Origin of the sequence: Arthrobacter sp. YAF16, assembly GCF_052113385.1 — a bacterium.
Lineage (GTDB): Bacteria > Actinomycetota > Actinomycetes > Actinomycetales > Micrococcaceae > Arthrobacter.
The window spans coordinates 18,143-41,939 of sequence record NZ_JBFRDC010000013.1; the positions used below are offsets into that span (position 1 = coordinate 18,143).

Genomic DNA, 23,797 nt, shown 5'->3' on the forward strand with positions numbered 1-23,797 from the left:
GAGGAACGCCATGACCGGCTTCGCCAGGGAACTCGCCACCATGATCGACCTGGTGCGGGCCAAGCGCGGCGGAGTGCCGGCCCTGGCCCGGCGCCGGGACGCCCGGCTGGCCGCCCTCGTGGCCCATGCCCGCACGAGCTCCCCGTTCTACCGGGAACTCTACCGCGGCCTCCCGGCCGAGGACATCCCGCTCCGGGACCTGCCGCCGGTCACGAAGTCGCAGCTGATGGCACGCTTCGACGACTGGGTGACCGATCCGGCCATCACCCGGGCGGACCTCGAGGGCTTCGTCGCCGACCCGTCCCTGGTCGGCACTCGCTACCGCGGCCGCTATTTCGCCTGCACCAGCTCCGGAACCACGGGCCACCCCGGATTATTCGTGCACGACCAGGCCGCCGTCGCCTGCTACCGGGCCCAGGGCGTTCGGATCGTCGGGACCGCCCTCGACGCCCGCCGGCTGCTCGCGATGCTGCGGCGGGGAATCCGTGCCGCCGCGGTGCTGGGCACCGGCGGCCACTTCGCCGGGGCCGTCTGGCTCGAGTCCGAACGGCGCCGCAGCCGGGGCCGCCGACGGGCCTACCGCATGTTCTCCGTGCAGCAACCGCTGGAGACGCTGGTGCAGGCGCTTAACGCTTTCGACCCGGCCCTGCTGGTGGCCTACCCCAGCGCCCTCGAACTGCTGGCCGAGGAACAGGACGCGGGCCGGCTGCACATCCGGCCCGTGATTGTGGAGTCCAGCGGCGAATCCGTCGGGGACCGGGAGCGCCTGGCCGCGGCGCTGGGCGGCGCGGTGCACAATGTCTACGCTGCCTCCGAGTTCACCCCGATTGCCCTGGACTGCCCCCGCGGCTGGCTGCACGTCAACAGTGACTGGGTGATCCTGGAACCGGTCGAGGAGGACTACGGTCCCACGCCCGCGGGGGAGCCGTCCCACACGGTGCTGCTGACCAATCTCGCCAACCGGGTCCAGCCGCTGATCCGCTACGACCTCGGTGACTCCGTCGTCGCCAAGCCCGGCCCTTGTGAGTGCGGCAACCCGCTGCCCGCCATCCGGGTGGCCGGCCGGCACGATGACGTCCTGCACCTGGACAACGGCCGCGGCGGCACGGTGAGTGTCCTGCCCCTCGCCATCACAGCCCCCATCGACGACGCGCCGGGCGTCCACCGCTGCCAGCTGGTCCAGTCCGGTCCGGCGGCGCTGCGGGTGCGGCTCCAGCTGGAGCCGGGCGCCGCGGCGGACGCGGTGTGGCAGGACGTGGCGGCGAAGCTGTCCGGGTTCCTGGCCGCCCAGGGCCTGGCGAACGTGGAACTGGTCCGGGCGGAGGAAGCACCGGATCAGACCGGCGCGAGCGGGAAGTTCCACCAGGTCATCGCCCTGAGGCCCGCCCCGGACAGCGTCTGGAAGAACATCCCTTAGAAGAACATAGGCGGGGCGTCCAGCACGGTCTCGTCCACCCGGCGGTCCTCCCACTGGCTGAACGGCTTGTCCAGCTCGTACTTGCCCTGCCGGGTGCGCAGCAGGGTCCGGATTTCGGCATTGTCCGGGTTGTTCAGCGACTCGAAGTACTCCACCGACCAGTGGAACCAGCGCATGCAGAACAGCCGCATGGTCAGCCCGTGCGTCACGAACAAGGCGTTCGGCGCATAGTTCGGCTTGGACCAGTGCCGGTAGAGGGTCTCCATGAACGAGGAGATCCGGTCGTAGACGTCGGAGCCCGATTCGCCTTCCCGGAACCGGTAGAAGAAGTGGCCGTAGGCGTTGCGGAGCTCCTTCTGGTCCTCGATGTCCCCGGCGATCTGGAAATTCGCCCAGTCCTGTTCGCGCAGCCGCGGCTCTTCGATCACGCGTTCGATCAGGGAGCCCAGCTGGAGCGCCTCGAGGGTCTGGTAGGCCCGCAGGTAGGGGGAGACGTAGACGCACACCCTTTGCCCGTCCAGCTCCCGCCGCAGCTGCTCGCCCGCGGCCGTGGCCTGCTCGACGCCGAGCGGGGTCAGCGGGATCCGGTAATCGGGCACCCGGTTGTAGATCGAGGTGTCGGCGTTGGCGGCGGACTGGCCATGCCGGATCATGATGATTTTCCCGGGCGCACTCACAGCCCAAGCATAGGCACTTGCAGTCAACTCCCGGCAACGGCAGGCAAGATAGAACCATGTTGGTTCCCTCCCGCCGTCGGCTGCGGCTAGAAGTCTGGATTGTCCTGGGCCTGTCCCTCGGACAGTCGGCGGTGTACTCGGTAGTGCAGCTGCTGGACAAGATGACCAGGGCGCCGCTGGCGCAGGGCACCTCGACGCTGAACCGCTCGCAAAGCAGCCGGGAGTATTTCGACCTCACGTACCAGTTGCTGGACATCATCTTCGCCCTGGTCCCGGTGGTGCTGGTGATCTATTTCCTGACCGAACTCCGGCCCGCCGGCATGGCCGCCGGCACGGGCAGCTCGGCGTTCCGGAAGCTGGGCTTCAACTTCGCCCGGCCCGGCAAGGACCTGCTCCAGGGCCTCGGCCTCGCTGCCCTGATCGGCATACCGTCGCTCGGGCTCTACGCGGCCGGGCGGGCGCTGGGGATCACGACGGCGATCATCCCCAGCGCACTGGACTCCTACTGGTGGACGGTGCCGGTCCTCATCCTCTCCGCGATCCGGCACGGGATCGTGGAGGAGGTGATCGTGGTGGGCTACCTGCTGGACCGGCTCGGCAAGTTCGGCTGGGGCATGCCGCTGGCGATCTTCGCCAGTTCGATGCTGCGCGGCAGCTACCACCTCTACCAGGGCTTCGGGCCGTTCATCGGAAACGCCGTCATGGGCGTCATCTTCGCGCTGATCTACACGAAGACGCGCCGGGTGATGCCGCTGGTGATTGCGCATGCGCTGCTGGACATCGTGGCCTTCGTCGGATTCAGCCTCTTCGGCAAGGCGATCGGCCTGGGCTGAGCAGGCATAACCCGCGTTGCCCCCAGTGGCCCGCCGCCGGCGACGGGTTAAAGTGTTTCGGCCGCCAGCGGTGGGTGGCATCATTGGCACCCGCTGCTGGCGGCCGAAGTTTTTCGGGCAGGAAGCGTCAGATCGTGACGGCTCCGGAATCGGTTTCGAAGGTGACGGACAGGATTCCCGGCGTCCCGTGCGGGGCCAGCCAGTTCACGTCCACGTCCTCCAGCGGCTTCTCGACCGGTTCACCCAGCCACTCGGTGACCCGCTCGGCCGAGCCCGCGATCGTGAGGGCAGACATCTTCACATTGCTCTCATAGGCGTTGGACGGGTGCAGGGCGGGGTCGCCTTCCCACTTCAACATGTAGGGGACCTGCGGATCCGCGATCAGGCCCAGGATGCCGATCTGCTTCCAGACCAGTTCGCGGCCGTCGGGGAACTTGCGGTTGCCGTTGACGGCGGAGCGGCCCAGCCGCTCCTCAAACGGTGCCAGGTCGTCAACCTCGACGCACCAGCCCATCCAGCCACCGCCGGCGGCCGAGCGGGCGCGGACTGCCTGCCCGAACGGCGCCTTGTCGGAGGCCGGGTGGTCCAGGACCTCCACGACCTCGAGGTACTTGTGCCCGGCAAGCGGGATAATCATGTTGCGGGTCCCGAACCGGGGGTGTATTCCGCCCTTGACGGCTTCGACCCCGAGGGCGGTCGCAATACGTTCGGTGGTGGCAGCCAGGCCATCTTGTTCACAGGCGTAAGAGACGTGATCCATGCGCATGCCCTCATCTTGGCACTTTGTGATGGAGCTCTCAGCTTAGGCTGCCCTTACCGTGATGGGATGTCATTTTCCGGAGCTCACCGCGCGGATTTGCCCGGCCAGAACCACGGCACTTTCCGGCTCCCGGGCGTGCGCCGGGCGGTGGTGGGGCCGTTCTTCATTTTCGTCACAAAGCTATCCAGGCGTAATGGCGCGTTCGTAGACTGAAGCCAGGTCATGAGCGCCAGCATCGAGCCCCGGCTTGCTGGCCGGCAACCCTCCTTGCGCGGTGGGGTGCCCCGGGTGAAGACCTGGCCCGCCGGCGTCCGCCGGCAGGCAAGCGCGGCGCCAGAGCCGTTCCGGCCCCAGAGGCCAGGGGCGGCCTGTGCCCAGTCATTAGGGAGCTCTCCGATGTCCAACGCCTGGTCCTTTGAAACCCGCCAGATCCACGCCGGCCAGGAGCCGGACTCCGCCACCGGCGCGCGGTCGCTGCCGATCTACCAGACGACGTCGTTCGTCTTCCCCAGTGCAGAGAGCGCCGCCAACCGGTTCGCGCTCGCCGAGCTCGCCCCCATCTACACCCGGATCGGCAACCCCACCCAGGACGCGGTGGAACAGCGGGTCGCGAGCCTGGAGGGCGGCCTTGGGGCGCTCCTGCTCAGTTCCGGCCAGGCCGCCGAAACCTTCGCGATCCTCAACATCGCCGAGGCAGGAGACCACGTCGTCGCCAGCCCCAGCCTCTATGGCGGGACCTACAACCTGCTGGCCCACACGCTGAAGAAGTTCGGTATCTCCGTGACGTTCGTGGAGGACCCGGACAACCTTGAGCAGTGGCGCGATGCCGTGCAGCCGAACACCAAGCTGTTCTTCGGCGAGGTGGTCTCCAACCCCCGCCAGGACGTGCTGGACATCGAAGGCGTCGCGGACGTCGCCCACCGGGCCGGGGTGCCGCTGATCGTGGACAACACCCTCTCCACCCCCTACCTGATCCGCCCGATCGAGTGGGGCGCCGACATCGTGGTGCATTCGGCCACCAAGTATCTCGGCGGACACGGTGCCGCGATTGCCGGCGTGATCGTCGACTCCGGCAACTTTGACTTCGGCAAGGACCCGGAGCGCTTCCCCGGCTTCAACACCCCGGATCCCACGTACAACGGCCTGGTCTATGCCCGCGACCTCGGGGCGGACGGGGCGCTGGGAGCGAACCTGTCCTTCATCCTCAAGGCCCGGGTCCAGCTGCTGCGCGACCTCGGTTCGGCCGTCTCGCCGTTCAACGCCTTCCTCATCGCCCAGGGGATCGAGACGCTGAGCCTGCGGGTGGAACGGCACGTCGCCAACGCCCTGCGGGTGGCCGAATGGCTGGAAGCCAGGGACGACGTCGAATCCGTCGCCTACGCCGGGCTGCCGTCCAGCCCCTGGTACGAGCGCGGCCGGAAGTACGGCCCGAAGGGGACCGGCGCCGTCGTCGCGTTCAACCTCGCAGGGGGAGCGGAGGCCGGCAAACGCTTCGTCGACGCCCTCGAGCTGCACTCCCATGTGGCGAACATCGGTGACGTGCGCTCGCTGGTCATCCACCCGGCGTCGACCACGCACAGCCAGCTCTCGCCGGAGCAGCAGGCGGTCGCCGGCGTCAATCCCGGCCTGGTCCGGCTCTCGGTGGGCCTCGAGCACATCGACGACATCATCGCGGACCTCGATGCCGGCTTCCGGGCGGCCAAGAACGCCTGAGGTCACGCAGCACGCCGAATTTCCCCACCTTTGCGGGGATGGCCCCGGGAATCGCCGACACTTCGGGGCGACCCGCCGGGCGCGTCTGTCAAAGGTGGGGAAACTGCGGTGTTGACGGGTCCGGCTGTCACACAGCCGTCACAATCTTCGCGCTTGCGCGGCCGTGTTTCGTAGAATCGACGCAGGTCATGAGTGCCAGTGACAGCCCCGGCTTGCTGGCCGGCAACCCTCCATTTGCGGCGGGGTGCCCCGGGTGAAGACCTGGCCTGCCGGTCAGCTGACGGCGGGCAAGCGCGAAGTTAGGTCCTCACATGACGATTGCCGTCACCCGCACGGGTGTACCCGAAAGCAAACCCTCCACTGTTCCCGACGGCGCTGTTCCCGACGGTGCTGTTCCCGACGGGACGGTGCAGTACCTCCCGATCGGTTCCCTGGCCCTTGAATCCGGTGCCACCCTGCCCGAGGTCACCCTCGCCTACGAGACCTGGGGGACGCTGAACGCCGATGCCTCCAATGCGGTGCTGATCGAGCACGCCCTGACCGGCGACACCCACGTGACCCGCGGCGCCGGCGAGGAACCGGGCTGGTGGGAGGAACTGGCAGGCCCCGGCGCCCCGGTGGACACGGACAAGTACTTCGTGGTCTCCATCAACATCCTCGGCGGCTGCTACGGCTCCACCGGGCCCTCCACGCCGGCCCCGGACGGCCGGCCCTGGGGCTCGCGCTTCCCGCTGGTCACCCTCCGGGACAGCACCGCGGCGGAAGCCCGGCTCGCCGACGCGCTGGGGATCAGCAGCTGGTATGCCGTGCTCGGCGGCTCGCTCGGGGGAGCGCGCGCGCTGGAGTGGGCGGTGACCTACCCGGCGCGGGTGCAGCGCTGCGCCGTGATTTCGGTCGGCGCCAGCAGCACCGCCGAACAGATCGCCTTCGCCCAGGCCCAGACCCTGGCAATCCGCCAGGACCCCAACTTCAACGGCGGCGACTACTACGGCGGCCCGGAACCGCACGCCGGACTGGCCCTCGCGCGCCGGATCGCGCACATCACCTACCGTTCCGCAGCCGAGCTGGACGGGCGCTTCGGACGCAACGCCCAGGCGGCCGAGGCCCCGCTGGAGGCCGGGTCGCTGGCCGGCCGTGGGCGCTACCAGGTGGAGAGCTACCTGGACCACCAGGGCAACAAGCTGGTGCGACGCTTCGACGCCAACAGCTACATCGCCATCACCGAGGCGCTCATGAGCCACGACGTGAGCCGCGGCCGGGGAAGCCTGGAGCAGGCCGTCTCCCTGGCCACCGCGGAGTTCTTCGTGGCGGCCGTGGACTCGGACCGGCTGTACTTTCCCGCCCAATCCCGAGAGCTCGCCGACGCCCTGCCGGGGGAGGTCCCCGTGCACGTCATCGAGGCCCCGATCGGCCACGACGGCTTCCTGACCGAAATCGGCCAGCTCAGCGAGCAGCTCCGGGGCAACTTCTTCGCCTAGCCGGCACCGCCGTGTGTGCATTTTTGCAGACGCACTCTGCGCGATTAGTCGTTGAGCTTGCCTCGATCGAAGTCCATACTCGTGGAGAATGACGCCGTGTGTTCCAACTCACACACACGTAGTCAACCTAATGGTCCACAGGGTGTCGACGACGACACCGAAGGAGTTCGCATGAGCACGGAAAACGCCGCCGCAAGGCGCGCAGAGGAGCCCGACGTCAAGACGTCCGGCCTGAAGAAGGTAGTAACGGCCTCCATGGCCGGCACGGTAGTGGAGTGGTACGAGTTCTTCCTCTACGCCTCCGCCGCCACCCTGGTTTTTGGCAAGATGTTTTTCCCCAATTCCGGAACGGAACTGGACGGCATCCTCGCCGCGTTCCTGACCTATGCGGTTGGCTTCGTGGCCCGCCCGATCGGCGGCATCGTCTTTGGCCACTTCGGCGACAAGTTCGGCCGCAAGAAGCTGCTGCAGCTGAGCATCATCCTGGTCGGCGTATCGACCTTCCTGATGGGCTGCCTCCCGGGCTTCGCGCAGATCGGCTACTGGGCCCCGGCCCTGCTGGTCTTCCTGCGCTTCGCCCAGGGCTTCGCCGTCGGCGGTGAATGGGGCGGCGCCGTCCTCCTCGTCGCCGAGCACAGCCCCAGCAAGTCCCGCGGCTTCTGGGCCAGCTGGCCGCAGTCCGCCGTCCCGCTGGGCAACCTGCTCGCCACTGCCGTGCTGTTCATCCTGTCCTCCGTGCTGTCTTCCGCGGACTTCCTTGGCTGGGGCTGGCGCGTCGCGTTCTGGCTCTCCGCCGTGATCGTCGTCGTCGGCTACTACATCCGCACCAAGGTCAGCGACGCCCCGATCTTCCTCGAGGCGCAAAAGGAAGTTGTCACGGAGAACAAGGGCTACGGCGTCGCCGAGGTCTTCCGCCGCTACCCCCGCGGCGTCTTCACCGCCATGGGCCTGCGCTTCGCGGAGAACATCCTCTACTACCTGGTGGTCACCTTCTCGATCACCTACCTCAAGACCGTTGTCCACGCCGACACTGCCCGGATCCTGCTGCTCCTGCTCGTGGCGCACTTCATCCACTTCTCCGCGGTGCCGGTGGTCGGCCGTCTCTCGGACCGCTTCGGCCGCAAGCCCGTCTACATGGCCGGTGCCGTCCTGGGCGCCACCTGGGGCTTCTTCGCCTTCCCGATGATGGACACTGGCAACGATTTCATGATCCTTGCCGCTGTCATCATCGGACTGCTGTTCCACGCCCTGATGTACGCCGGCCAGCCGGCCATCATGGCCGAGATGTTCCCGACCCGGATGCGCTACTCCGGCGTCTCGCTCGGCTACCAGGTGACCTCGATCGTGGCCGGTTCGCTCGCCCCGATCATCGCCGTCGCGCTGCTGAGCCAGTACAAGTCCTCCGTCCCGGTGGCCATCTACCTGCTCATCGCCTGCGCCGTCACGGCCGTCGCGGTGTTCTTCCTCAAGGAAACCCGCGGCATCTCCCTGCACGACGTCGACGCCGCCGACGCCCAGGGCACCGCCGATCTGCTGGCCGCCGGTAAGCGGTAACCAGCACGCAGCTGCACAACCCAACGAACAGGCAGCCCCCGTTCCCGCGCTGCGGGGACGGGGGCTGCTGTCATCCGGGGATCTTGTGGCGGCCTCCGCAGCGCGCCGGGCTCAGCCGGCAAGCACATCCTGGCGTTCGGCGATCTCGGCCCGGACGGCCGCCACGACGGCCTGCACCGGCGCCGAACGCAGCGATTCCGATCTCGCAACTGCCCAGATCGGCAGCTGCCGCTGGAAGTCGTCCGGCAGGACCGGTACGAGCCCCGGTTTGCCGACGACGAGGAAATTCGGCAGCAGCCCGATCCCGGCGGCGCGGCGGACGGCCTCCAGCTGGGCGAAGATGCTGGTGGCCTGGAAGCTGGAGCGCGGCATCGGCAGCTGGGTGGAGCGGTGGCCGAGCTCGGCGACCTGCAGGGCCGACTCGACGTAGGAGACGAATCCGTGCTGCCGGACGTCGTCGAGCGTCACCGGGAGCCCGTGCTCGCGGGCGTACTCCGGGCTGGCGTACAGCCGCAGGAAGTAGTTGGACAGGAAGATGGTCTGCGCGTTGCTGACCTCCAGGTTGCCGACCACCACTTCCAGGTCCACCCCGGAGCGGTTCTGGCTGACCTTGCGGGTGGCGCTGAGCATCTCCACGTTCAGCAACGGATGTTCCTGCTGCAAACGGACCAGGGCCGGGGCGACGAATTCCGCGCCGAATCCGTCCGGGGTGCTGATCCGGACCAGGCCGGAGAGCACGTCCTCTGTCCGGGCGATCCGGCCGGACAGTGCTCCGAGTGTTCCCTCAATGGCTTCCGCCGCTGCCACGGCCAGTGATCCAAGTTCGGTGAGTTCCCAGCCGTGCGGGCTGCGCTCGAGTGTCCGGCCGCCGAGCTGTTTGTCCAGGGCGAGGATCCGGCGCGAGATGGTGGTGTGCGTGGTGCCCAGGGTCTCCGCGACGGCGTTGAACCGGCCCAGCCGGGCCACGGTCAGCAGGATCAGCAGGTCGTCCGGGCTGGGGAGCCGCTTCAAGTCCACCATTGGCCTTTCGTCGATGTGCATTGATGCACATGGCATCTTCACTTTTTCCCCTTGATTGCACTGTAGCAGGGTGTGATGGTGGACACGGAACAACCGGCAAATGCGCCGGACACAATGCAAAGCAAAGGAGCTTATGCCATGGCAGTTGTCGCCTGGATCGGACTGGGAAACATGGGCGGGTTCATGTCGGTGAACCTGGCCAAGGCCGGAAACGAGGTCCGCGGATTCGACCTCAACCCGGAGGCCCTCGCGGCTGCCGAGGCCGGGGGAGTCAAGCCTGCCGGCAGCATCGCCGAGGCCGTGGAAGGCGCCGACGTCGTCTTCACGATGCTCCCCAAGGGCGAGCACGCCCGGGCCGTCTACCTGGGCGAGGACGGCGTCCTGGCCCACGCCGACACCAGGACCCTGCTGGTGGACTCCTCCACGATTGACATCGCCTCGGCCCAGGCCCTGCACGACGCCGCCGCGGAGGCAGGCTTCCGCTTCGTCGACGCGCCCGTTTCCGGCGGGATGAGCGGCGCCAAGGCCGCCACGCTGACCTTCATGATCGGCGGCGAAGCCGGCGCCGTCGCCGACGCCACCGAATACATCCGCCCGATGGCCGCCAACATCATCCCCACCGGCGGCGCCACCACCGGCCAGGCCGCCAAAATCTGCAACAACCTGATGCTCTTCATCAACCTCGCCTCCACGGCAGAAGGTGCGGTGCTTGCGGACCGCCTGGGCCTGGACAAGCAGGTCTTCTGGGACATCGCCTCCGTTTCCTCCGGCGACAGCTGGGCGCTGCGCACCTGGTACCCGGTGGCCGGCGTCGTGCCCACCGCCGCCTCGAACAACGACTTCGCGCCGACGTTCACTGCCGAGCTCGCCAACAAGGACATCGGCCTGGCCATCAGCGCCGCCCGCGACACCGGCACGCCGCTGGAGATCGGCGAGCACGTCCAGCAGCTCTTCCAGCGGCTCATCGACGGCGGCCAGTCCGGCACGGACTGCTCCGCCATCGTCAAACTGGTCGACGGCTCGTTCGAGTCCGCCAAGTAGCCCCCCAAACCTTTTAGAAAGAGATCCTCCCCATGGAACGCATTCCGCACTTCATCAACGGCGCCCTGGTGTCCGACGCCGAGCGCTACGGCCCCGTCTTCAACCCCGCCACCGGCGAACAGGAAAAGGAAGTGGCGCTCGCCTCCGCCGCGCGGGTCGAGGAAGCCATCGCCGCCGCCCGTGCCGCCCTGCCCGGCTGGCGGACCACGAGCCTGGCCAAGCGCACCACCATCTTCTTCAAGGTCCGCGAGCTGCTTATGCAGCGCCGCCCCGAACTGGCCGCCCTGCTGACCAGCGAACACGGCAAGGTCCTCTCCGACGCGGAGGGCGAGATCACCCGCGGCCTGGAGAACATCGAGTTCGCCACCGGCCTGTCCCACGCGCTCAAGGGCGAACGCTCCGAGCAGGTGTCCGGCGGCGTCGACGTCCACTCCGTCCGGCAGCCGGTCGGCGTCGTCGCCTGCATTACGCCGTTCAACTTCCCGGCCATGGTGCCGCTCTGGATGATCGGCAGCGCCCTGGCCTGCGGCAACACCGTGCTGCTCAAGCCGAGCGAAAAGGACCCGTCCTCCGCCCTCTTCATCGCCCAGGTCTTCGCCGAGGCCGGCCTGCCCGCGGGCGTCCTGAACGTCGTGCACGGTGACAAGGAAGCCGTCGACGTGCTGCTCGAGCACCCGGACGTCAAGGCTGTCAGTTTTGTGGGTTCGACGCCGATCGCCCAGTCCATCTACAAGCGCGCCGCGGACCACGGCAAGCGCGTCCAGGCCCTCGGCGGGGCCAAGAACCACATGGTGGTGCTTCCGGATGCGGACCTGGACATGGCCGCCGACGCCGCCGTCTCCGCAGCCTATGGCTCCGCGGGGGAGCGCTGCATGGCCGTCAGCGTCCTGGTCGCCGTCGGGAACATCGCGGACGAACTCGTGGACGCGATCAAGACCCGGATGGCAACGCTCAAGATTGGCCCCGGCACGGATCCGGCCTCCCAGATGGGTCCGCTGATCACCGCCGAGCACCGCGACAAGGTGGCCTCCTACGTGGCCGGCGCCGCAGACGAGGGCGCCGCCGTGGTGGTCGACGGCCGGGAGCAGGAATTCGACTCGAACGGCTTCTTCATCGGCGTGAGCCTGATCGACCACGTCAAGCCCGGCATGAAGGTCTACGACGACGAGATCTTCGGCCCCGTCCTCTCGGTGGTGCGCGTCGAGAGCTACGCCGACGCCGTCAAACTCGTCAATGACAATGAATTCGGCAACGGCGTGGCGATCTTCACCCGCGACGGCGGCGCCGCCCGGCAGTTTGAGTTCGACGTCGAGGCCGGCATGGTGGGCGTCAACGTGCCGATCCCGGTGCCGGTAGGGACCTTCTCCTTCGGCGGCTGGAAGAACTCGCTCTTCGGCGACACCCACATGTACGGCCCGGAGAGCATCCGCTTCTACACCCGCGGCAAGGTCGTCACGACGCGCTGGCCGGATCCGTCCACCTCGGTGATCGACCTCGGTTTCCCGCAGGTCGACTAGGCGCAGCCCTCCCGGACAACAGCAACGCGGGGTCACTTACGGCCTATCCACGAGTGGATTATGGGCCGTAAGTGACCCCGCGTTGCTTGTAGGTTCCGGCGGTCAGCCTTTCATGATCTCCGCGCGCTGGGCCATGTAGTCCTCCATGGCGAGCTCGCCGTTGCTGTACTTCTGGTCCAGCTCGGCGAGCTTGCGCGCGCGGTAGCCCTGCGGCCCCGACGGCACCGGCGGCACCTCCGGGGCGCCAGGCGCCGGCGCCTGGGGCTGCCACTGCTGCGGCGACGCGGGCTGCGGCGGGTTGTTCAGGTACTCCGGGCTGTCCTCGTAGGGGACCGGGTACTGCTGGTTCGCCGGCGGCTGGTTGGCCGGGGGCTGCGGCGCACCCAGCTGGCCGAATCCGCCGTAGTAGTCGCGCTGGGTGAAGCCGTCCCGCGGCTGGTTGCTCTGCTGCCCCGGATATTGGCCAGGGAACTGGCCCGGGAAGCCGCCGGGCACGCCCTGGTCCTGGCCGCGTCCGCGGACCGATTTGCGGTACATACGAATGGCCGCCGGGACCACGAAGGTCAAGATGATGATCCAAAAGAAAATACTCACGGTACCGCGCCTCTCAAAAGGTGTCTTTCCAGCTTAACGCGCACCCCGTGCCCGGGGTGCCGGGCCGCCCGGCACCCCGGGCACCCGGAGTTCAGGACCGCAGGGCATCCTCGGCGCCGGGCGGCCCCTCGCCCGAGCCGAGCGGGACCCCGGGGCCGAACACCGGTCCGGCCAGCGGGCGCTTGGCCGTGATGCCGTCGCCGGAGGAGCGGTGCCGGAGCCGGCGGACCACCCACGGGACGAAGTGCTCGCGGGCCCAGATCAGGTCCCCGGTGCGGGCCTCTCGCCAGCTGCGTTGCGGCAGCGGCTTCGGGGAAAGCGGCTCCAGCGTGTGCTGGACGTTCAGCGAATCCAGCACCATGGCCGCGATCGTGTGGTGGCCCAGCGGCGAGAAGTGCAGCCGGTCCGCGTCCCACATCTGCGGGTCGTTGAGCTGACGCAGCGACCACATGTCGGCAATGACGGCGTCGTGCCGGGCCGCCACGGTGCGCAGGTTCTCGTTGTAGATCGCCACCTTGCTGCGGATCCGGCCCAGCACCGACGAGCCCGTGTCCGGGCCGTTGAACAGGACCACGGTGGCACCGCCCAGGCTCAGGATCTGCACCACGGAGTCAAGCCGTTCGGCGAGGACATCCGGGTCCCCGCCGGGCCGGATCAGGTCGTTTCCGCCCGCGGACAGGGTCACCAGGTCCGGCTTCAGCGACAGGCAATGGGCCAGTTGCTGGTCCACGATCTGCTGCAGGAGCCGGCCCCGCACGGCGAGGTTGGCATAGGCAAAATCCTCGTGGCCGCGGCTCAATTCCTCGGCCACCCGGTCCGCCCAGCCGCGGTGCCCGCCCGGGCTCGCCGGTTCGGGATCTCCGATCCCTTCGGTGAAGGAGTCGCCCATCGCCACGTAGCGGGTCCAAGGGTGGTTGACGGTCCGGTCCGGGAAGTTCTCCGTTGCTTCTGTTTCACTCACCTTCATATCCTGCCCCCTTCCCACAAAGCGGCGCCAGCGTAGCTTGTTACTCATAGGTAACTGTAAGAATGGAGCCATGACTGAAGCCGCTGCCTATCCCGCTGCGTTTCCTGCCCCCGTTGTTCTGTGGTCCCGGCCCGAGGAGGACCGCGCCGGCAGGCCCCTGCTGGTGCTGTTGCACGGCTACGGCGCCAACGAGCAGGACCTGCTCAGCCTGGCGGACCTGCTGCCGGAGGAATTCGTGGTGGCCTCGCTCCGCGCCCCGCTGGTCTCCGGTCCCGGCTTCACCTGGTTCCCGCTCACGGCGTCCATCGACTATTCGCTCGACGCCGTCAAGCACGCCGCCGCCTACGCGCAGGACTGGATCGACTCGGTGAGGGACAGCCACCCTTCGGTGACCCTGCTCGGGTTCTCGATGGGCATGGCCATGGCCACGACCCTGCTGCGGCAGCGCCCGGACGGCTATGCCGCCGTCGTCGGGCTCTCCGGCTTTGCCGTCGACGCCGCCGGGGACCCCAGCTTCCGCGACGCGGAACTGGACGGAACTGTGCCGATGTTCTGGGGCCGCGACCAGCAGGACCCCGTGATCACCCCGGACAAGATTGAGTTCACCATGGGCTGGGTGCGCAAGCACGTGAAGCTCACCAAGGTGCTCTACACCGGCATGTGGCACGGCATCAACCAGCAGGAGATCGGCCACGTCGGCGAGTTCCTCACCCACGAGGTCCTCAACAAGTAGTCCCCGACAGCGGGTTAAACTCCGTTAGGTGTGACGATCCGGACGGTCTGCCCGTTCACGGTGACGGTGTCGCCGTGGTGGAGCTGGCGTCCGCGGCGGTCGTCGATCTCGCCGTTGACCTTGACCAGGCCGTTCTTGATCAGCTCGGCAGCCTCCACCCCGTCCTCGACCAGGTTGGCCAGCTTCAGCAGCTGGCCCAGCCGGATCATGTCGTCGCGGATGGGAATGTCTTCAATTTCCGGGTTGCTCATACAAGCAATAATGCCTGACCAAAGGTGGCACCAATGACCCACGCACCGCGGCTTCCACTGCCCGTCGGACTGCTCCTCGCCGTTTCGGCCGGCCTCTTCGTCCCCGTCCAGGGCCGGATCAACGGCGCCCTGGGCACCGTCCTGGCCGACGGACTCGCCGCCGCGGTGGTCAGTTTCAGTGTCGGCCTGGCGCTGATGATCGTCGTCTCCCTGGCCCTGCCGAAGGGACGCGCCGGATTGGCCAACGTCCTGCCGGCGCTGCGGGAACGCCGTTTCCCGCGCTACTACGCGCTCGCCGGCGGCATCGGCGCGTTTTTCGTCTTCGCCCAGTCCTTCACGGTCGGGCTGCTCGGCGTCGCCCTGTTTACGGTCGCCGCCGTCACCGGGCAGACCCTGAGCGGCCTGCTGGTGGACCGGATAGGGATCGGCCCGGCGGGCAAGAAACCCGTCACCGGCATCCGCGTGCTCGGCAGCATACTGACCGTCGCCGCCGTCGCCTGGGCCGTCTCGCCGCGCTTCGACGGCAGCGCGGCGGGCGGCGCAGGCGCTCCCTCGGGGACGGAGGCCGGCCCGCTGCAGCTGCTGGTTCCGGTGCTGCTGCCGGTGCTGGCCGGGTTCCTGATGAGTTTCCAGCAGGCCATGAACGGCACGGCCACCGTGCACTACCGCACGCCCATCACCGCCACCCTGGTGAACTTCATCGCCGGCAGCATCGTGCTGTGGCTTGCCTGGCTGATCAAACTGGCGGTCGCCGGGCCCGGCAACGCCCTCCCCGGCGAATGGTGGTACTACCTCGGCGGGCCGATGGGCTGCATTTTCATTGGCGTCGCCGCCTTCCTGGTCCGCGGCCTGGGCGTCCTGGTCACCGGGCTGGGCATGATCGCGGGGCAGCTGCTGGGCTCGCTCGGCCTCGACCTGGTCCTGCCCGCGCCCGGCACCGTCATCGCGCTGCCCACCGTGCTCGGCACGCTGCTGACGCTGGCCGCCATTATCCTGGCCAGCCTGCCCTGGTCCCGCGGAGCCCTCAAGAGGTAGCAGCGCGGGTAGGCTAGGAGTTTGCATCACACCGTTCGCAACACCCCGCCCGGCAACCAGCCGGTGACCCGGGGCTGACAGCACGGACCGCACCCAGCGGCCCTGTAGAAATTGGAGTTCCCATGGCAGCAAAATCCGTACTCGACCAGATCATTTCCCTCGCCAAGCGACGGGGTTTCGTCTTCCAGGCCGGTGAAATCTACGGTGGCTCCCGTTCTGCCTGGGATTACGGTCCCCTCGGTGCCGAGCTGAAGGAAAACATCAAGCGCCAGTGGTGGCAGTCCGTGGTCCGCGGCCGCGAGGACGTCGTCGGCCTGGACTCCTCGGTGATCCTGCCCCGTCAGGTCTGGGAAGCCTCCGGCCACGTCGAGGTCTTTTCCGACCCGCTGGTGGAGTGCCTCTCCTGCCACAAGCGCTACCGCGCGGACCACCTCGAGGAAGAGTACGAGGAAAAGAAGGGCCGCCCCGCCGAGAACGGCCTCAAGGACATCGCCTGCGCCAACTGCGGCACCCGCGGCGAATGGACCGAGCCCCAGGAATTCTCCGGCCTGCTCAAGACCTACCTCGGCCCGGTGGCCAGCGAAGAGGGCCTGCACTACCTGCGCCCCGAGACCGCGCAGGGCATCTTCGTGAACTTCAACAACGTGCTCACCACCTCGCGCAAGAAGCCGCCGTTCGGCATCGGCCAGATCGGCAAGTCCTTCCGTAACGAGATCACGCCGGGCAACTTCATCTTCCGCACCCGCGAGTTCGAGCAGATGGAGATGGAATTCTTCGTCGAGCCCGGCACCGACGAGCAGTGGCACCAGTACTGGATGAAGGAGCGCATGGACTGGTACACCGGCCTGGGCATCCGCGAGGAGAACCTGCGCTTCTTCGAGCACCCGCTGGAGAAGCTCAGCCACTACTCCAAGGGCACCACGGACATCGAATACCGCTTCGGCTTCCACGGCTCCGAATGGGGCGAGCTCGAGGGCATCGCCAACCGCACCGACTTCGATCTCTCCACGCACTCGAAGGCCTCCGGCCAGGACCTGAGCTACTTCAACCAGGCCACGAACGAGCGCTACACCCCGTACGTGATCGAACCCGCCGCGGGCCTCACGCGCTCCTTCATGGCGTTCATGATCGACGCGTACACCGAGGACGAGGCACCCAACGCCAAGGGCGGCGTCGACGTCCGGACCGTGCTCAAGCTCGATCCGCGACTGGCCCCGGTGAAGGCGGCGGTGCTCCCGCTGAGCCGCAACGAGGACCTGTCCCCGAAGGCCAAGGACCTCGCCGCGCAGCTGCGCAAGAACTGGAACATCGAGTTCGACGACGCCGGCGCGATCGGCCGCCGCTACCGCCGGCAGGATGAGATCGGCACGCCGTTCTGCATCACGGTGGACTTCGACACGCTCGAGGACCAGGCCGTCACCATCCGTGAACGCGACACCATGAGCCAGGAACGAGTCTCCCTGGACAAGGTGGAGGGCTACCTGGCCGCACGGCTGATCGGCGCCTGAGCATGGCGATCCAATACCGTGAATGGCGTGAGGGCGACGACCTCGCGCTGCTGGAAGTGTGGGGCGGGCCCGAGACGGACCAGGCCCGGCAGTTCCGCGGCACCCTGGCGCCCTCGGGCAACGCGCCGTGGCGCCGCTGCATTGTGGCCGAGGACGTCGTCGACGGCGTCGCCATCCCCGTCGCGGCCGGCGTGGTGCACGAGGCCTCGCTGCACCCGGAACGCCTCTGGGTGTACGTCGAGGTAGCCCGGGACCACCGCCGGAGCGGTATCGGGTCCACGCTGCTGGGCATGCTCCGGCACGAGGCCGAACGGTCGCCGTCGGGCATCTCCCGGCTGCGGACCAAGGTGGAGCCGGGCACGCCCGGCGCCGCCTTCGCCGAGGCAGCCGGTCTCGCCCCGATCCAGCGTTCGCGCCTGGTGGTCGTGGAGCCCGGCTCCCTGAAGCTCCCGGTCTTCGGCGACGGCTCGGAGGCCGCGGCCTCCGAGCAGGTGGAGGACCTGGCCACCGGCTCGGTGGAGCTGAGCGACGTCGTGGGCCGGTACTACACCGCCGTGCACCACTGGGACAGCCCCGGCGAGCTCAGCATCGCCACCGTGCAGCGGCTCTTCCTGGACGACCTCAGCGGGGCGCACGGCGCGATTGTGCTGCGCGCGCCCAAAGCAAGTGCCTTCGGCGCGGGCGTGCCGGCCAGCAAGAAGGGCCGGCTGCAGGCATTCGCGGTCAGCTACGCACAGGGCGGCCCGGAAATGGGCGGTTCCGAAGAGGGTCACGCGGCGAAGGCCGGCGAACCCTCCGACGTGTTCCTGGGCCATGATCCGGAGCTGTCCGACGACGATGCCCGCGCCGCGGTGCGGGACCTGCTGGCGCTGATCGCGTACCAGTACCCGGTGCTGCTGGAACTGGACGATTCGATGACGGCCCTGCGCGCCGTCGTCGAGCCGCTGCTGGACAGCGGCAAGGCCCGGCAGGCCGGCGCGGACACCCTGATCGTCTCCGACCCCGCCTAGGCCTTCAACACGCAACTGACCCGCAGTTGTTGTCGTTTTGATGCGACAACAACTGCGGGTCAGTTCGGTTTAGGGGGCGGCTAGGGGAGGACCGGGGGAACAAACTGGAAGGTCATCCCGAGCAGCCAGACCAGCAGCAACACCACCGGCAGGTGGAAGACGAACTGCAGGAAGGTGAAGCCGACCAGGTCCCGGGCGCGCAGCCTCAGCACCGCGAGCAAAGGCAGCATGAAGAACGGGTTGACCAGGTTTGGCAGCGCCTCGGCGATGTTGTAGATCTGCACGGTCCAGCCGAGGTTCATCTGCACATCGGTGGCGGACTGCATCACGTAGGGCGCCTCGACCAGCCACTTGCCGCCGCCGGAGGGGACCAGCAGGCCCAGCACGGCCGTGTACAGCGCAATGACGACGGCGAACCCGCCGCCGCTGCCGATCTCCGAGAAGAACCCGGCGAGGTGCGCCGAGATGGACATCCCGCCGTGGCCGGTGGCCTTGGTCAGGATCGCCGCCATCGCCGCGTAGAGCGGGAATTGCACGAGGATGCCGGCGGTCGCCGGGACGGCCTTGGTGACGGCCTGCAGGAAGTTGCGCGGCGTGCCGTGCAACACCAGGCCCAGGATCAGGAAGACCAGCAGGTAGCCGTTGAGGCTGCTGACCACGCTCAGGAACGGCTTGGTCAGGAACTGCGAGACCAGCCAGCCGAGGGTCAGGATGCCGGCCAGGACGGGCAGGGTCTTGCTGTATTCGAGCCACTCGCCCGGACGGGACCGCGGCGCCGGCTCGCTCGGTTCGTCGTCGAGGTCGACGCCGAGGTCTTCGGCGGTGCGGATCGCGCCGCCCTGCGGAGCCGAGAAGTGCGCGATCACCGTGGTGAGCGCCATCAGGATGGCCAGGGTCAGCAGCGACTGCCAGGTGAAGATCGTGGTGCCGAAGTCCAGGATGCCGGTGATCTTCAGCAGGGCCGGCGGCAAGGAGGCCGCCGTGGCCTGCAGCTGCGCGGCGGAAGAAGACAGGCCGAGCGCCCAGACGGCGCCGAGGCCCATGAAAGCGGCCGCGCCCAGGGCCCGGTAATCCACGGTGAGGTCCTTGCGGCGGGCAATGGCCCGGGCCAGCAGACCGCCGAATATCAGGCTCAGGCCCCAGTTGAGGAAGGAGACGGACATCGACATCAGGGCAACGAAGCTCACGGCGGTGCGGGCAGTGGCCGGGACGAGGGCCAGTCGGTTGATCAGCTTCGCCACCGGCGGGGAGGTCGCCACGACGTAGCCGGTGAGGACCACCATGGCCATCTGCAGGGTGAAGGCGGTCAGGTCCCAGAAACCGTTGCCGAAGGAATCCGCGATGGACTGGGGTGAGGCGCCAATGGCCAGTGCGGCCAGGGCAATGATGATCACGCCGGCCAGGGCGAAGATGTAGGCGTCCGGGAACCACTTCTCGGTCCACGCGGCCATCCGTTGGGCTATTCGGGCGAGACCGCGTTCTTCGCCGATTCGGCTTTTCGTCAGGACTGTGTTTGCCACAGAGGGGTACCTCTCCATTGAGTGCGTTTTTGTACCCGATGGAGTTTAGTCAAGTCGCTGGGGTGAACCGGGCTTATCGGCGCCGGCTGCGCGCGCGCCGCGGCCCCTCAGCCTCGTCCAGCCGCTGGCGCTCCTCCTCGGTGGGGGCCCCGCCGCCGAGCGCGGCCGGCATCCACCAGGCGCCGGGTGCCGGCTTCAGGGGGAAGTCCGCGATGCCGGCGTCGATCCCGCGCTGGAGGACTTCGCGCAGCGCCTCGGTGGCCGCCGGGACGTCCAGCCCCGGGGCCGGGGTGAGGGGTTCGCCCACGTGCACACGCACGGGTGCCCGCCAGGCGCGGAGAGGGGAGAAGCCGTGGTGCCGGGTCATGATCCGGTGCGCGCCCCAGACTGAGACCGGGATGATGGGCACCCCGGCCTCGGCGGCCATCCGCACCGCGCCGGTCTTGCACTCGCGGACCTGGAAGCTGCGGCTCACCCCGGCCTCGGGCAGGATCGCGATGTATTCGCCCTCGCGGAGCTTCTGCACGGCGGCGTCGTAGGCGTGCGCTCCGGTGTCATAGCCGACGACGACGTGCCCGGCGGCGCTGACGGCCGGCCCGGCGAACCAGTGGTCGGCCGCGCCCTGGGTGATCAGGAAGCGCATCTGGGCCCTGTTGTGCCCCCACACCAGCAGCTCGGCGAAGGCAAAATCGAGGTAGCCGAAATGGGTGATCGCGACGACCGCGCCCGTCCCCGGGGTGGGGTGCCGCGAGCCGCCTTGCGGGGCGCTGTCGCGTGCGTTGCCCGGGAGCACCGGAAGCAGGTTTTCCCGTCCGGTGACGAGGACCCGGATCCGGAACAGCCAGCGCAGCGCCTGGCCGGTCCGGACGATGACGCGGTAGAAGCGGTCGCTGGTCGCCGGCCGCCAGCTCACGTCGAACCGCGCATCTCAGCGCTCCGCCGGCCGGCGCGGCGGCCAGGGCAGGAAGCCGGAGGTCGATTCGACGTATTCCTTGTAGCCGGGCCGGGCGGACATGGCCTTCTCGGTCAGGGGCTTCCCGGTCTTGCCGGCCAGCGTCCAGATCATCAGCGCGGGGGAGAGGATGGTCAGCACGCCGGGCCAGGAGTCCGCGGCGACGAGGAATAGGCCGGCCCAGACGGCGGCGTCGCCGAAGTAGTTCGGGTGCCGGGTATAGCGCCAGAGACCGGTGTCCAGGACGGTGCCGCGCTTGGCCGGATCCGCCTTGAACTGAGCCAGCTGCCAGTCCCCGACAGTCTCGAAGTCGAAACCGACAATCCACAAAAGGACGCCCAGCAGCGCCAGCCAACCCAGGGTGCCGGTGCTGAACATGCCCACCTGGATGGTGAGCGAGACGAAGAACATCACGATGCCCTGCGGCAGGTACACGCGGCGCAGGGCGTACGTGTTGCGGGAGCCGGGGGCGGAGGAGAGCATGTCCACGTAGCGCGGATCCTCATGGCCGCCGCGGGCCCGGATGCCGATGTGGACGGCCAGCCGGATGCCCCAGACCGCAACGAGGGCCAGCAGCAAGAGGCGGCGGCCGTCGTCGCCGTGGCCTGCGGACAGCGCCCAGGAGACCGCGGCTGCCACCACAAAGCCGAGGCCCCAGACAGTGTCGATGACCGAGTGGCGGCTCTGGCGCACGGCGACGGCAAATGTCACGGCCAGCAGCGCCAACAGTCCCAGCGCCACCCAGGGCAGACTGGCCAGGAACGCTTCCAGCGGGAAGGCCGGCATCACAGCACCACCGGGAGGCTGGCCGCGGTGGGGAGGACCTGGCGGAGTGCGTCCGTGCCAGGGAGTTCAGTGCCGGCGCTGTTGCCGAAGGCATCAAGGATGAAGCCGTTGGCGAGTGAGTTCCAGAGCCGGACCCGGCGGAACATGAAGTGGCCGGCGCCCTTGAGCGAGACGTAGTCGATCGACGCCGCCACACCCTCGGCGCGCCGGGCATAGGCCAGCGAGTTCTTGGGACTCGTCCAGCGGTCCTCGCTGCCGTGCACGATCAGGACACGGCGCCCGGCGACGGGTTCCACCGGCGTGGACCGGTCCAGCCACGGGGCCAGCGCGACGACGGCTTCCACCTGCGGGTGGTCCGCGACGCAGAGCGCGGTGAGGCCGCCCATCGAGTGGCCCAGCAGGTATACGGGCACGCCGGGATGTTCGCGGCTGATCTGGGCGAGGGCCCAGCGGGCATCCTGGACCGGGGACATGTCCGGCCCGTTCCAGCCCCGGTACCGGTTCCGGAGCGTCCAGACGGCCAGGCCGTGCGGGGCGCCCTCGTTCCGGAGCGCCTGGGCGAAGGGCAGCATCCTGGCCGGGCTGAGGTGCCGGGCGCGGACCGCCTCGAAGCTGTCCGCGCGGCCGCCGTGCAGCACCAGGGCGACGCCGCGCGTCTGCCCGGCGGCGTCCGCGATGCTGAGCTCGGCGCGGGCCGCCGGGCCTGCCCCGGCTGCCTGGTGCTCCCGGTCGTCTGTCATGCGTCTGGCCACGCTAGTGTCCTCCACCTCGTTTGGTCCCTGCAATTACCAACAATAAGTTGCGCGCCGGCGTTCCCGTGAGCGTTTCCGCGCCGGTTTGCACGCTCATTCCCATAGGTCATTCGCGGCCGGGTTGCCGGGGGATGGGCGTTGCGCGGGGGCAGGGCACTTTGGATCCTGCCCGGCGGCAGGGCACTGGCACCGGCTGGCGGTTCCGACCCCGTAAAGTTTTCGGCATGAGGTTGAACTGCTGATGGGCGCCGGACATTCACACACGACCCCGGGGCACCTCGACCCGACTCCCCGGGCGCTCGCCGCGCGGAAGAAGGCCAACTGGATCCTGGCCGCCGTCCTGGTTCCGCTGACCCTGCTGACCATCGTGGCCATGGTGTTGCTGTGGCCCTCGGGCAGCAAGGAAGGCCTTAAGCTTTCAAGTCCATATGCGGCCGCGCCAGGCGTCAGCTTCGACACCGGAAAAATCCAGCGCGTCGTCGTCGCAGGCTGCATGGACGGCACCGCCCAGCCGGGCGCCCCGGCCGCTGCCGGGCCCGGACAGGGCTCGCAGTGCACCTTCGCCTATACGGACCCGGACAAGGGCGGCAACCCGGTCAAGGTGGTGATCAACCCCGACGTCGCCAAGTCCCACGGCGTCAAGGTCGGCGACAACATCCGCTACCTCAACCTCTCCAAGGCCCAGGGCGCCGCCGCGGGAGGCGCGCCCGCCTACGTGTTCGTCGACTTTGTCCGGACGCTGCCCATCATCCTGCTCGCCGTGCTTTACGCCGTGGTCGTGATCGCAGTGGCGCGCTGGCGCGGGCTGCGCGCCCTCATCGGCCTGGTTGGCGCCTACGCCGTGCTGGTCTCGTTTATGCTTCCCGGCCTGGTGGAGGGCAAACCGCCGCTGCTGCTGGCCCTGGTCGGATCCACGGTGATCATGATCGGCGTGCTGTACTTCGCGCACGGCTTTACCGCCCGGACCTCGACGGCGCTGCTGGGGACGATGTTCGGCCTGGGCATCACCGCCGCGCTCGCGGCCTGGGCCACCGACGCGGCGAACCTTGCAGGGGTGGGCAACCATGACGCCGCCACACTCGCCAACGTTTCGGACCACATCTCGATCTCGGGGATCATCCTGTGCGGGCTCATCATTTCCGGACTCGGTGTGCTCAACGACGTGACGATCACCCAGTCCTCGGCGGTCTGGGAGCTCTGGGAACTCGCTCCCGGGACGTCCGCGCGGAAGCTGTTCGCCGCGGCCATGCGGATCGGCCGGGACCACATCGCCTCCACCGTCTACACCATCGCCTTCGCCTACGCCGGGGCGGCCCTGCCGATCCTGATCATCGTGATGCTCTACGAGCGCCCGCTGGGCGACGCCCTCACCAGCGCCGAACTCTCCGAGGAAGTGATCCGCACGCTCGTCGGCTCCATCGGCCTGGTCCTGGCCATCCCCGTGACCACGCTGATCGCGGTGCTCGTCGTGAAGGCCACCGGGCTGAAGGGCGGGAGCGCGGCGGACGACGGCGGCCGGCCCGCCACCGCTCCCGCCGGGGGCCCGGTCGAGGCCGGCCCGTCCGGTGGGGGCTCTGCTGATGGGGGCTCTGCTGATGGGGACTCGTCCGACGGGGGATCGCCCGACGACGGGGGCTCGGAACCGGCGCCGGCGGGCCGCCGCGGCCGGCGGGCCGCCG

General features: G+C 68.6%; 22 protein-coding genes and 2 riboswitches. Of the genes, 12 read left to right on the forward strand and 10 right to left on the reverse strand.

Translation table 11 applies throughout. The features are described from left to right. The first annotated feature begins 10 nt into the window (after positions 1-10). Entirely contained in the window at positions 11-1,417 is a 1,407-nt protein-coding gene (locus AB4Y91_RS16560; RefSeq protein WP_441419512.1) for a phenylacetate--CoA ligase family protein, read from the forward strand. Here AB4Y91_RS16560 and AB4Y91_RS16565 read toward each other — a convergent pair. Next, entirely contained in the window at positions 1,414-2,070 is a 657-nt protein-coding gene (locus AB4Y91_RS16565; protein ID WP_441419530.1) for a histidine phosphatase family protein, read from the reverse strand. The genes AB4Y91_RS16560 and AB4Y91_RS16565 overlap by 4 nt on opposite strands. 80 nt (positions 2,071-2,150) lie before the next feature. On the opposite strand from AB4Y91_RS16565, the gene AB4Y91_RS16570 reads away from it, so the two are divergent. Next, positions 2,151-2,927: a CPBP family intramembrane glutamic endopeptidase gene (locus AB4Y91_RS16570; RefSeq protein WP_441419513.1), complete on the forward strand. Its 777-nt coding sequence runs from the start codon at positions 2,151-2,153 to the stop codon at positions 2,925-2,927. A 127-nt stretch (positions 2,928-3,054) separates the two neighbouring features. Here AB4Y91_RS16570 and AB4Y91_RS16575 read toward each other — a convergent pair whose 3' ends face one another. Beyond that, the gene (locus AB4Y91_RS16575; protein WP_441419514.1) at positions 3,055-3,693 is read right to left on the reverse strand and encodes a VOC family protein; all 639 of its coding nucleotides are present in this window, start codon (positions 3,691-3,693) and stop codon (positions 3,055-3,057) included. Between the two features lie 212 nt (positions 3,694-3,905). Beyond that, a riboswitch (SAM riboswitch) is annotated at positions 3,906-4,021 on the forward strand. 62 nt (positions 4,022-4,083) lie between these two features. On the opposite strand from AB4Y91_RS16575, the gene AB4Y91_RS16580 reads away from it, so the two are divergent. The 3 genes from AB4Y91_RS16580 (at position 4,084) to AB4Y91_RS16590 (ending at position 8,432) form a co-directional block, all read left to right on the forward strand. Beyond that, positions 4,084-5,400: a bifunctional o-acetylhomoserine/o-acetylserine sulfhydrylase gene (locus AB4Y91_RS16580; RefSeq protein ID WP_175323105.1), complete on the forward strand. Its 1,317-nt coding sequence runs from the start codon at positions 4,084-4,086 to the stop codon at positions 5,398-5,400. A gap of 184 nt (positions 5,401-5,584) precedes the next feature. Beyond that, positions 5,585-5,700: riboswitch (SAM riboswitch) on the forward strand. An 11-nt stretch (positions 5,701-5,711) separates the two neighbouring features. Next, positions 5,712-6,878, forward strand: coding sequence for a homoserine O-acetyltransferase MetX (metX, locus tag AB4Y91_RS16585; RefSeq protein WP_441419515.1), 1,167 nt, complete (start codon positions 5,712-5,714; stop codon positions 6,876-6,878). A 171-nt stretch (positions 6,879-7,049) separates the two neighbouring features. Beyond that, the gene (locus tag AB4Y91_RS16590; protein WP_441419516.1) at positions 7,050-8,432 is read left to right on the forward strand and encodes an MFS transporter; all 1,383 of its coding nucleotides are present in this window, start codon (positions 7,050-7,052) and stop codon (positions 8,430-8,432) included. A 111-nt stretch (positions 8,433-8,543) separates the two neighbouring features. On the opposite strand, the gene AB4Y91_RS16595 is transcribed toward AB4Y91_RS16590, so the two are convergent. Further along, entirely contained in the window at positions 8,544-9,443 is a 900-nt protein-coding gene (locus tag AB4Y91_RS16595; RefSeq protein ID WP_441419531.1) for a LysR family transcriptional regulator, read from the reverse strand. Positions 9,444-9,590: 147 nt separating this feature from the next. Between AB4Y91_RS16595 and mmsB the strand changes: the two genes are divergently transcribed. Continuing rightward, positions 9,591-10,493: a 3-hydroxyisobutyrate dehydrogenase gene (gene mmsB / locus AB4Y91_RS16600; protein WP_175323116.1), complete on the forward strand. Its 903-nt coding sequence runs from the start codon at positions 9,591-9,593 to the stop codon at positions 10,491-10,493. A gap of 32 nt (positions 10,494-10,525) precedes the next feature. After that, complete coding sequence (locus tag AB4Y91_RS16605; protein ID WP_441419517.1) at positions 10,526-12,010, forward strand: CoA-acylating methylmalonate-semialdehyde dehydrogenase; 1,485 nt, start codon at positions 10,526-10,528, stop codon at positions 12,008-12,010. Between the two features lie 102 nt (positions 12,011-12,112). On the opposite strand, the gene AB4Y91_RS16610 is transcribed toward AB4Y91_RS16605, so the two are convergent. Together AB4Y91_RS16610 and AB4Y91_RS16615 are read right to left on the reverse strand one after the other, a co-directional pair. Next, on the reverse strand, positions 12,113-12,604 hold the full coding sequence (locus tag AB4Y91_RS16610) for a hypothetical protein (protein ID WP_441419518.1): 492 nt from the start codon (positions 12,602-12,604) through the stop codon (positions 12,113-12,115). 91 nt (positions 12,605-12,695) lie between these two features. Then, the gene (locus AB4Y91_RS16615; RefSeq protein WP_441419519.1) at positions 12,696-13,571 is read right to left on the reverse strand and encodes an SGNH/GDSL hydrolase family protein; all 876 of its coding nucleotides are present in this window, start codon (positions 13,569-13,571) and stop codon (positions 12,696-12,698) included. Between the two features lie 70 nt (positions 13,572-13,641). Between AB4Y91_RS16615 and AB4Y91_RS16620 the strand changes: the two genes are divergently transcribed. After that, entirely contained in the window at positions 13,642-14,304 is a 663-nt protein-coding gene (locus AB4Y91_RS16620; protein ID WP_441419520.1) for an alpha/beta hydrolase, read from the forward strand. Between the two features lie 14 nt (positions 14,305-14,318). On the opposite strand, the gene AB4Y91_RS16625 is transcribed toward AB4Y91_RS16620, so the two are convergent. Further along, positions 14,319-14,555, reverse strand: a complete 237-nt coding sequence (locus tag AB4Y91_RS16625) for an RNA-binding S4 domain-containing protein (RefSeq protein ID WP_441419521.1) — start codon at positions 14,553-14,555, stop codon at positions 14,319-14,321. Positions 14,556-14,588: 33 nt separating this feature from the next. Between AB4Y91_RS16625 and AB4Y91_RS16630 the strand changes: the two genes are divergently transcribed. The 3 genes from AB4Y91_RS16630 to AB4Y91_RS16640 all read left to right on the forward strand — a co-directional run bounded on the left by AB4Y91_RS16630 (position 14,589) and on the right by AB4Y91_RS16640 (position 18,108). Beyond that, complete coding sequence (locus AB4Y91_RS16630; protein ID WP_441419522.1) at positions 14,589-15,590, forward strand: DMT family transporter; 1,002 nt, start codon at positions 14,589-14,591, stop codon at positions 15,588-15,590. Between the two features lie 122 nt (positions 15,591-15,712). Then, the gene (locus tag AB4Y91_RS16635; RefSeq protein WP_441419523.1) at positions 15,713-17,098 is read left to right on the forward strand and encodes a glycine--tRNA ligase; all 1,386 of its coding nucleotides are present in this window, start codon (positions 15,713-15,715) and stop codon (positions 17,096-17,098) included. Positions 17,099-17,100: 2 nt separating this feature from the next. Then, positions 17,101-18,108: a GNAT family N-acetyltransferase gene (locus tag AB4Y91_RS16640; RefSeq protein ID WP_441419524.1), complete on the forward strand. Its 1,008-nt coding sequence runs from the start codon at positions 17,101-17,103 to the stop codon at positions 18,106-18,108. An 80-nt stretch (positions 18,109-18,188) separates the two neighbouring features. On the opposite strand, the gene AB4Y91_RS16645 is transcribed toward AB4Y91_RS16640, so the two are convergent. The 4 genes from AB4Y91_RS16645 to AB4Y91_RS16660 all read right to left on the reverse strand — a co-directional run bounded on the left by AB4Y91_RS16645 (position 18,189) and on the right by AB4Y91_RS16660 (position 22,106). Continuing rightward, complete coding sequence (locus AB4Y91_RS16645) at positions 18,189-19,628, reverse strand: short-chain fatty acid transporter (protein WP_441419525.1); 1,440 nt, start codon at positions 19,626-19,628, stop codon at positions 18,189-18,191. Between the two features lie 73 nt (positions 19,629-19,701). Next, positions 19,702-20,541, reverse strand: a complete 840-nt coding sequence (locus AB4Y91_RS16650) for a lysophospholipid acyltransferase family protein (RefSeq protein ID WP_441419526.1) — start codon at positions 20,539-20,541, stop codon at positions 19,702-19,704. Between the two features lie 15 nt (positions 20,542-20,556). After that, on the reverse strand, positions 20,557-21,366 hold the full coding sequence (locus AB4Y91_RS16655) for a DUF1295 domain-containing protein (protein WP_441419527.1): 810 nt from the start codon (positions 21,364-21,366) through the stop codon (positions 20,557-20,559). Then, positions 21,366-22,106 (reverse strand): alpha/beta hydrolase, encoded by a 741-nt coding sequence (locus AB4Y91_RS16660; protein WP_441419528.1) that lies wholly within the window; start codon positions 22,104-22,106, stop codon positions 21,366-21,368. Before AB4Y91_RS16660 ends, AB4Y91_RS16655 begins: the two co-directional genes overlap by 1 nt. Positions 22,107-22,359: 253 nt before the next feature. Between AB4Y91_RS16660 and AB4Y91_RS16665 the strand changes: the two genes are divergently transcribed. Beyond that, on the forward strand, positions 22,360-23,797 hold a 1,438-nt coding region (locus AB4Y91_RS16665; RefSeq protein WP_441419529.1), incomplete at its 3' end, for a YibE/F family protein.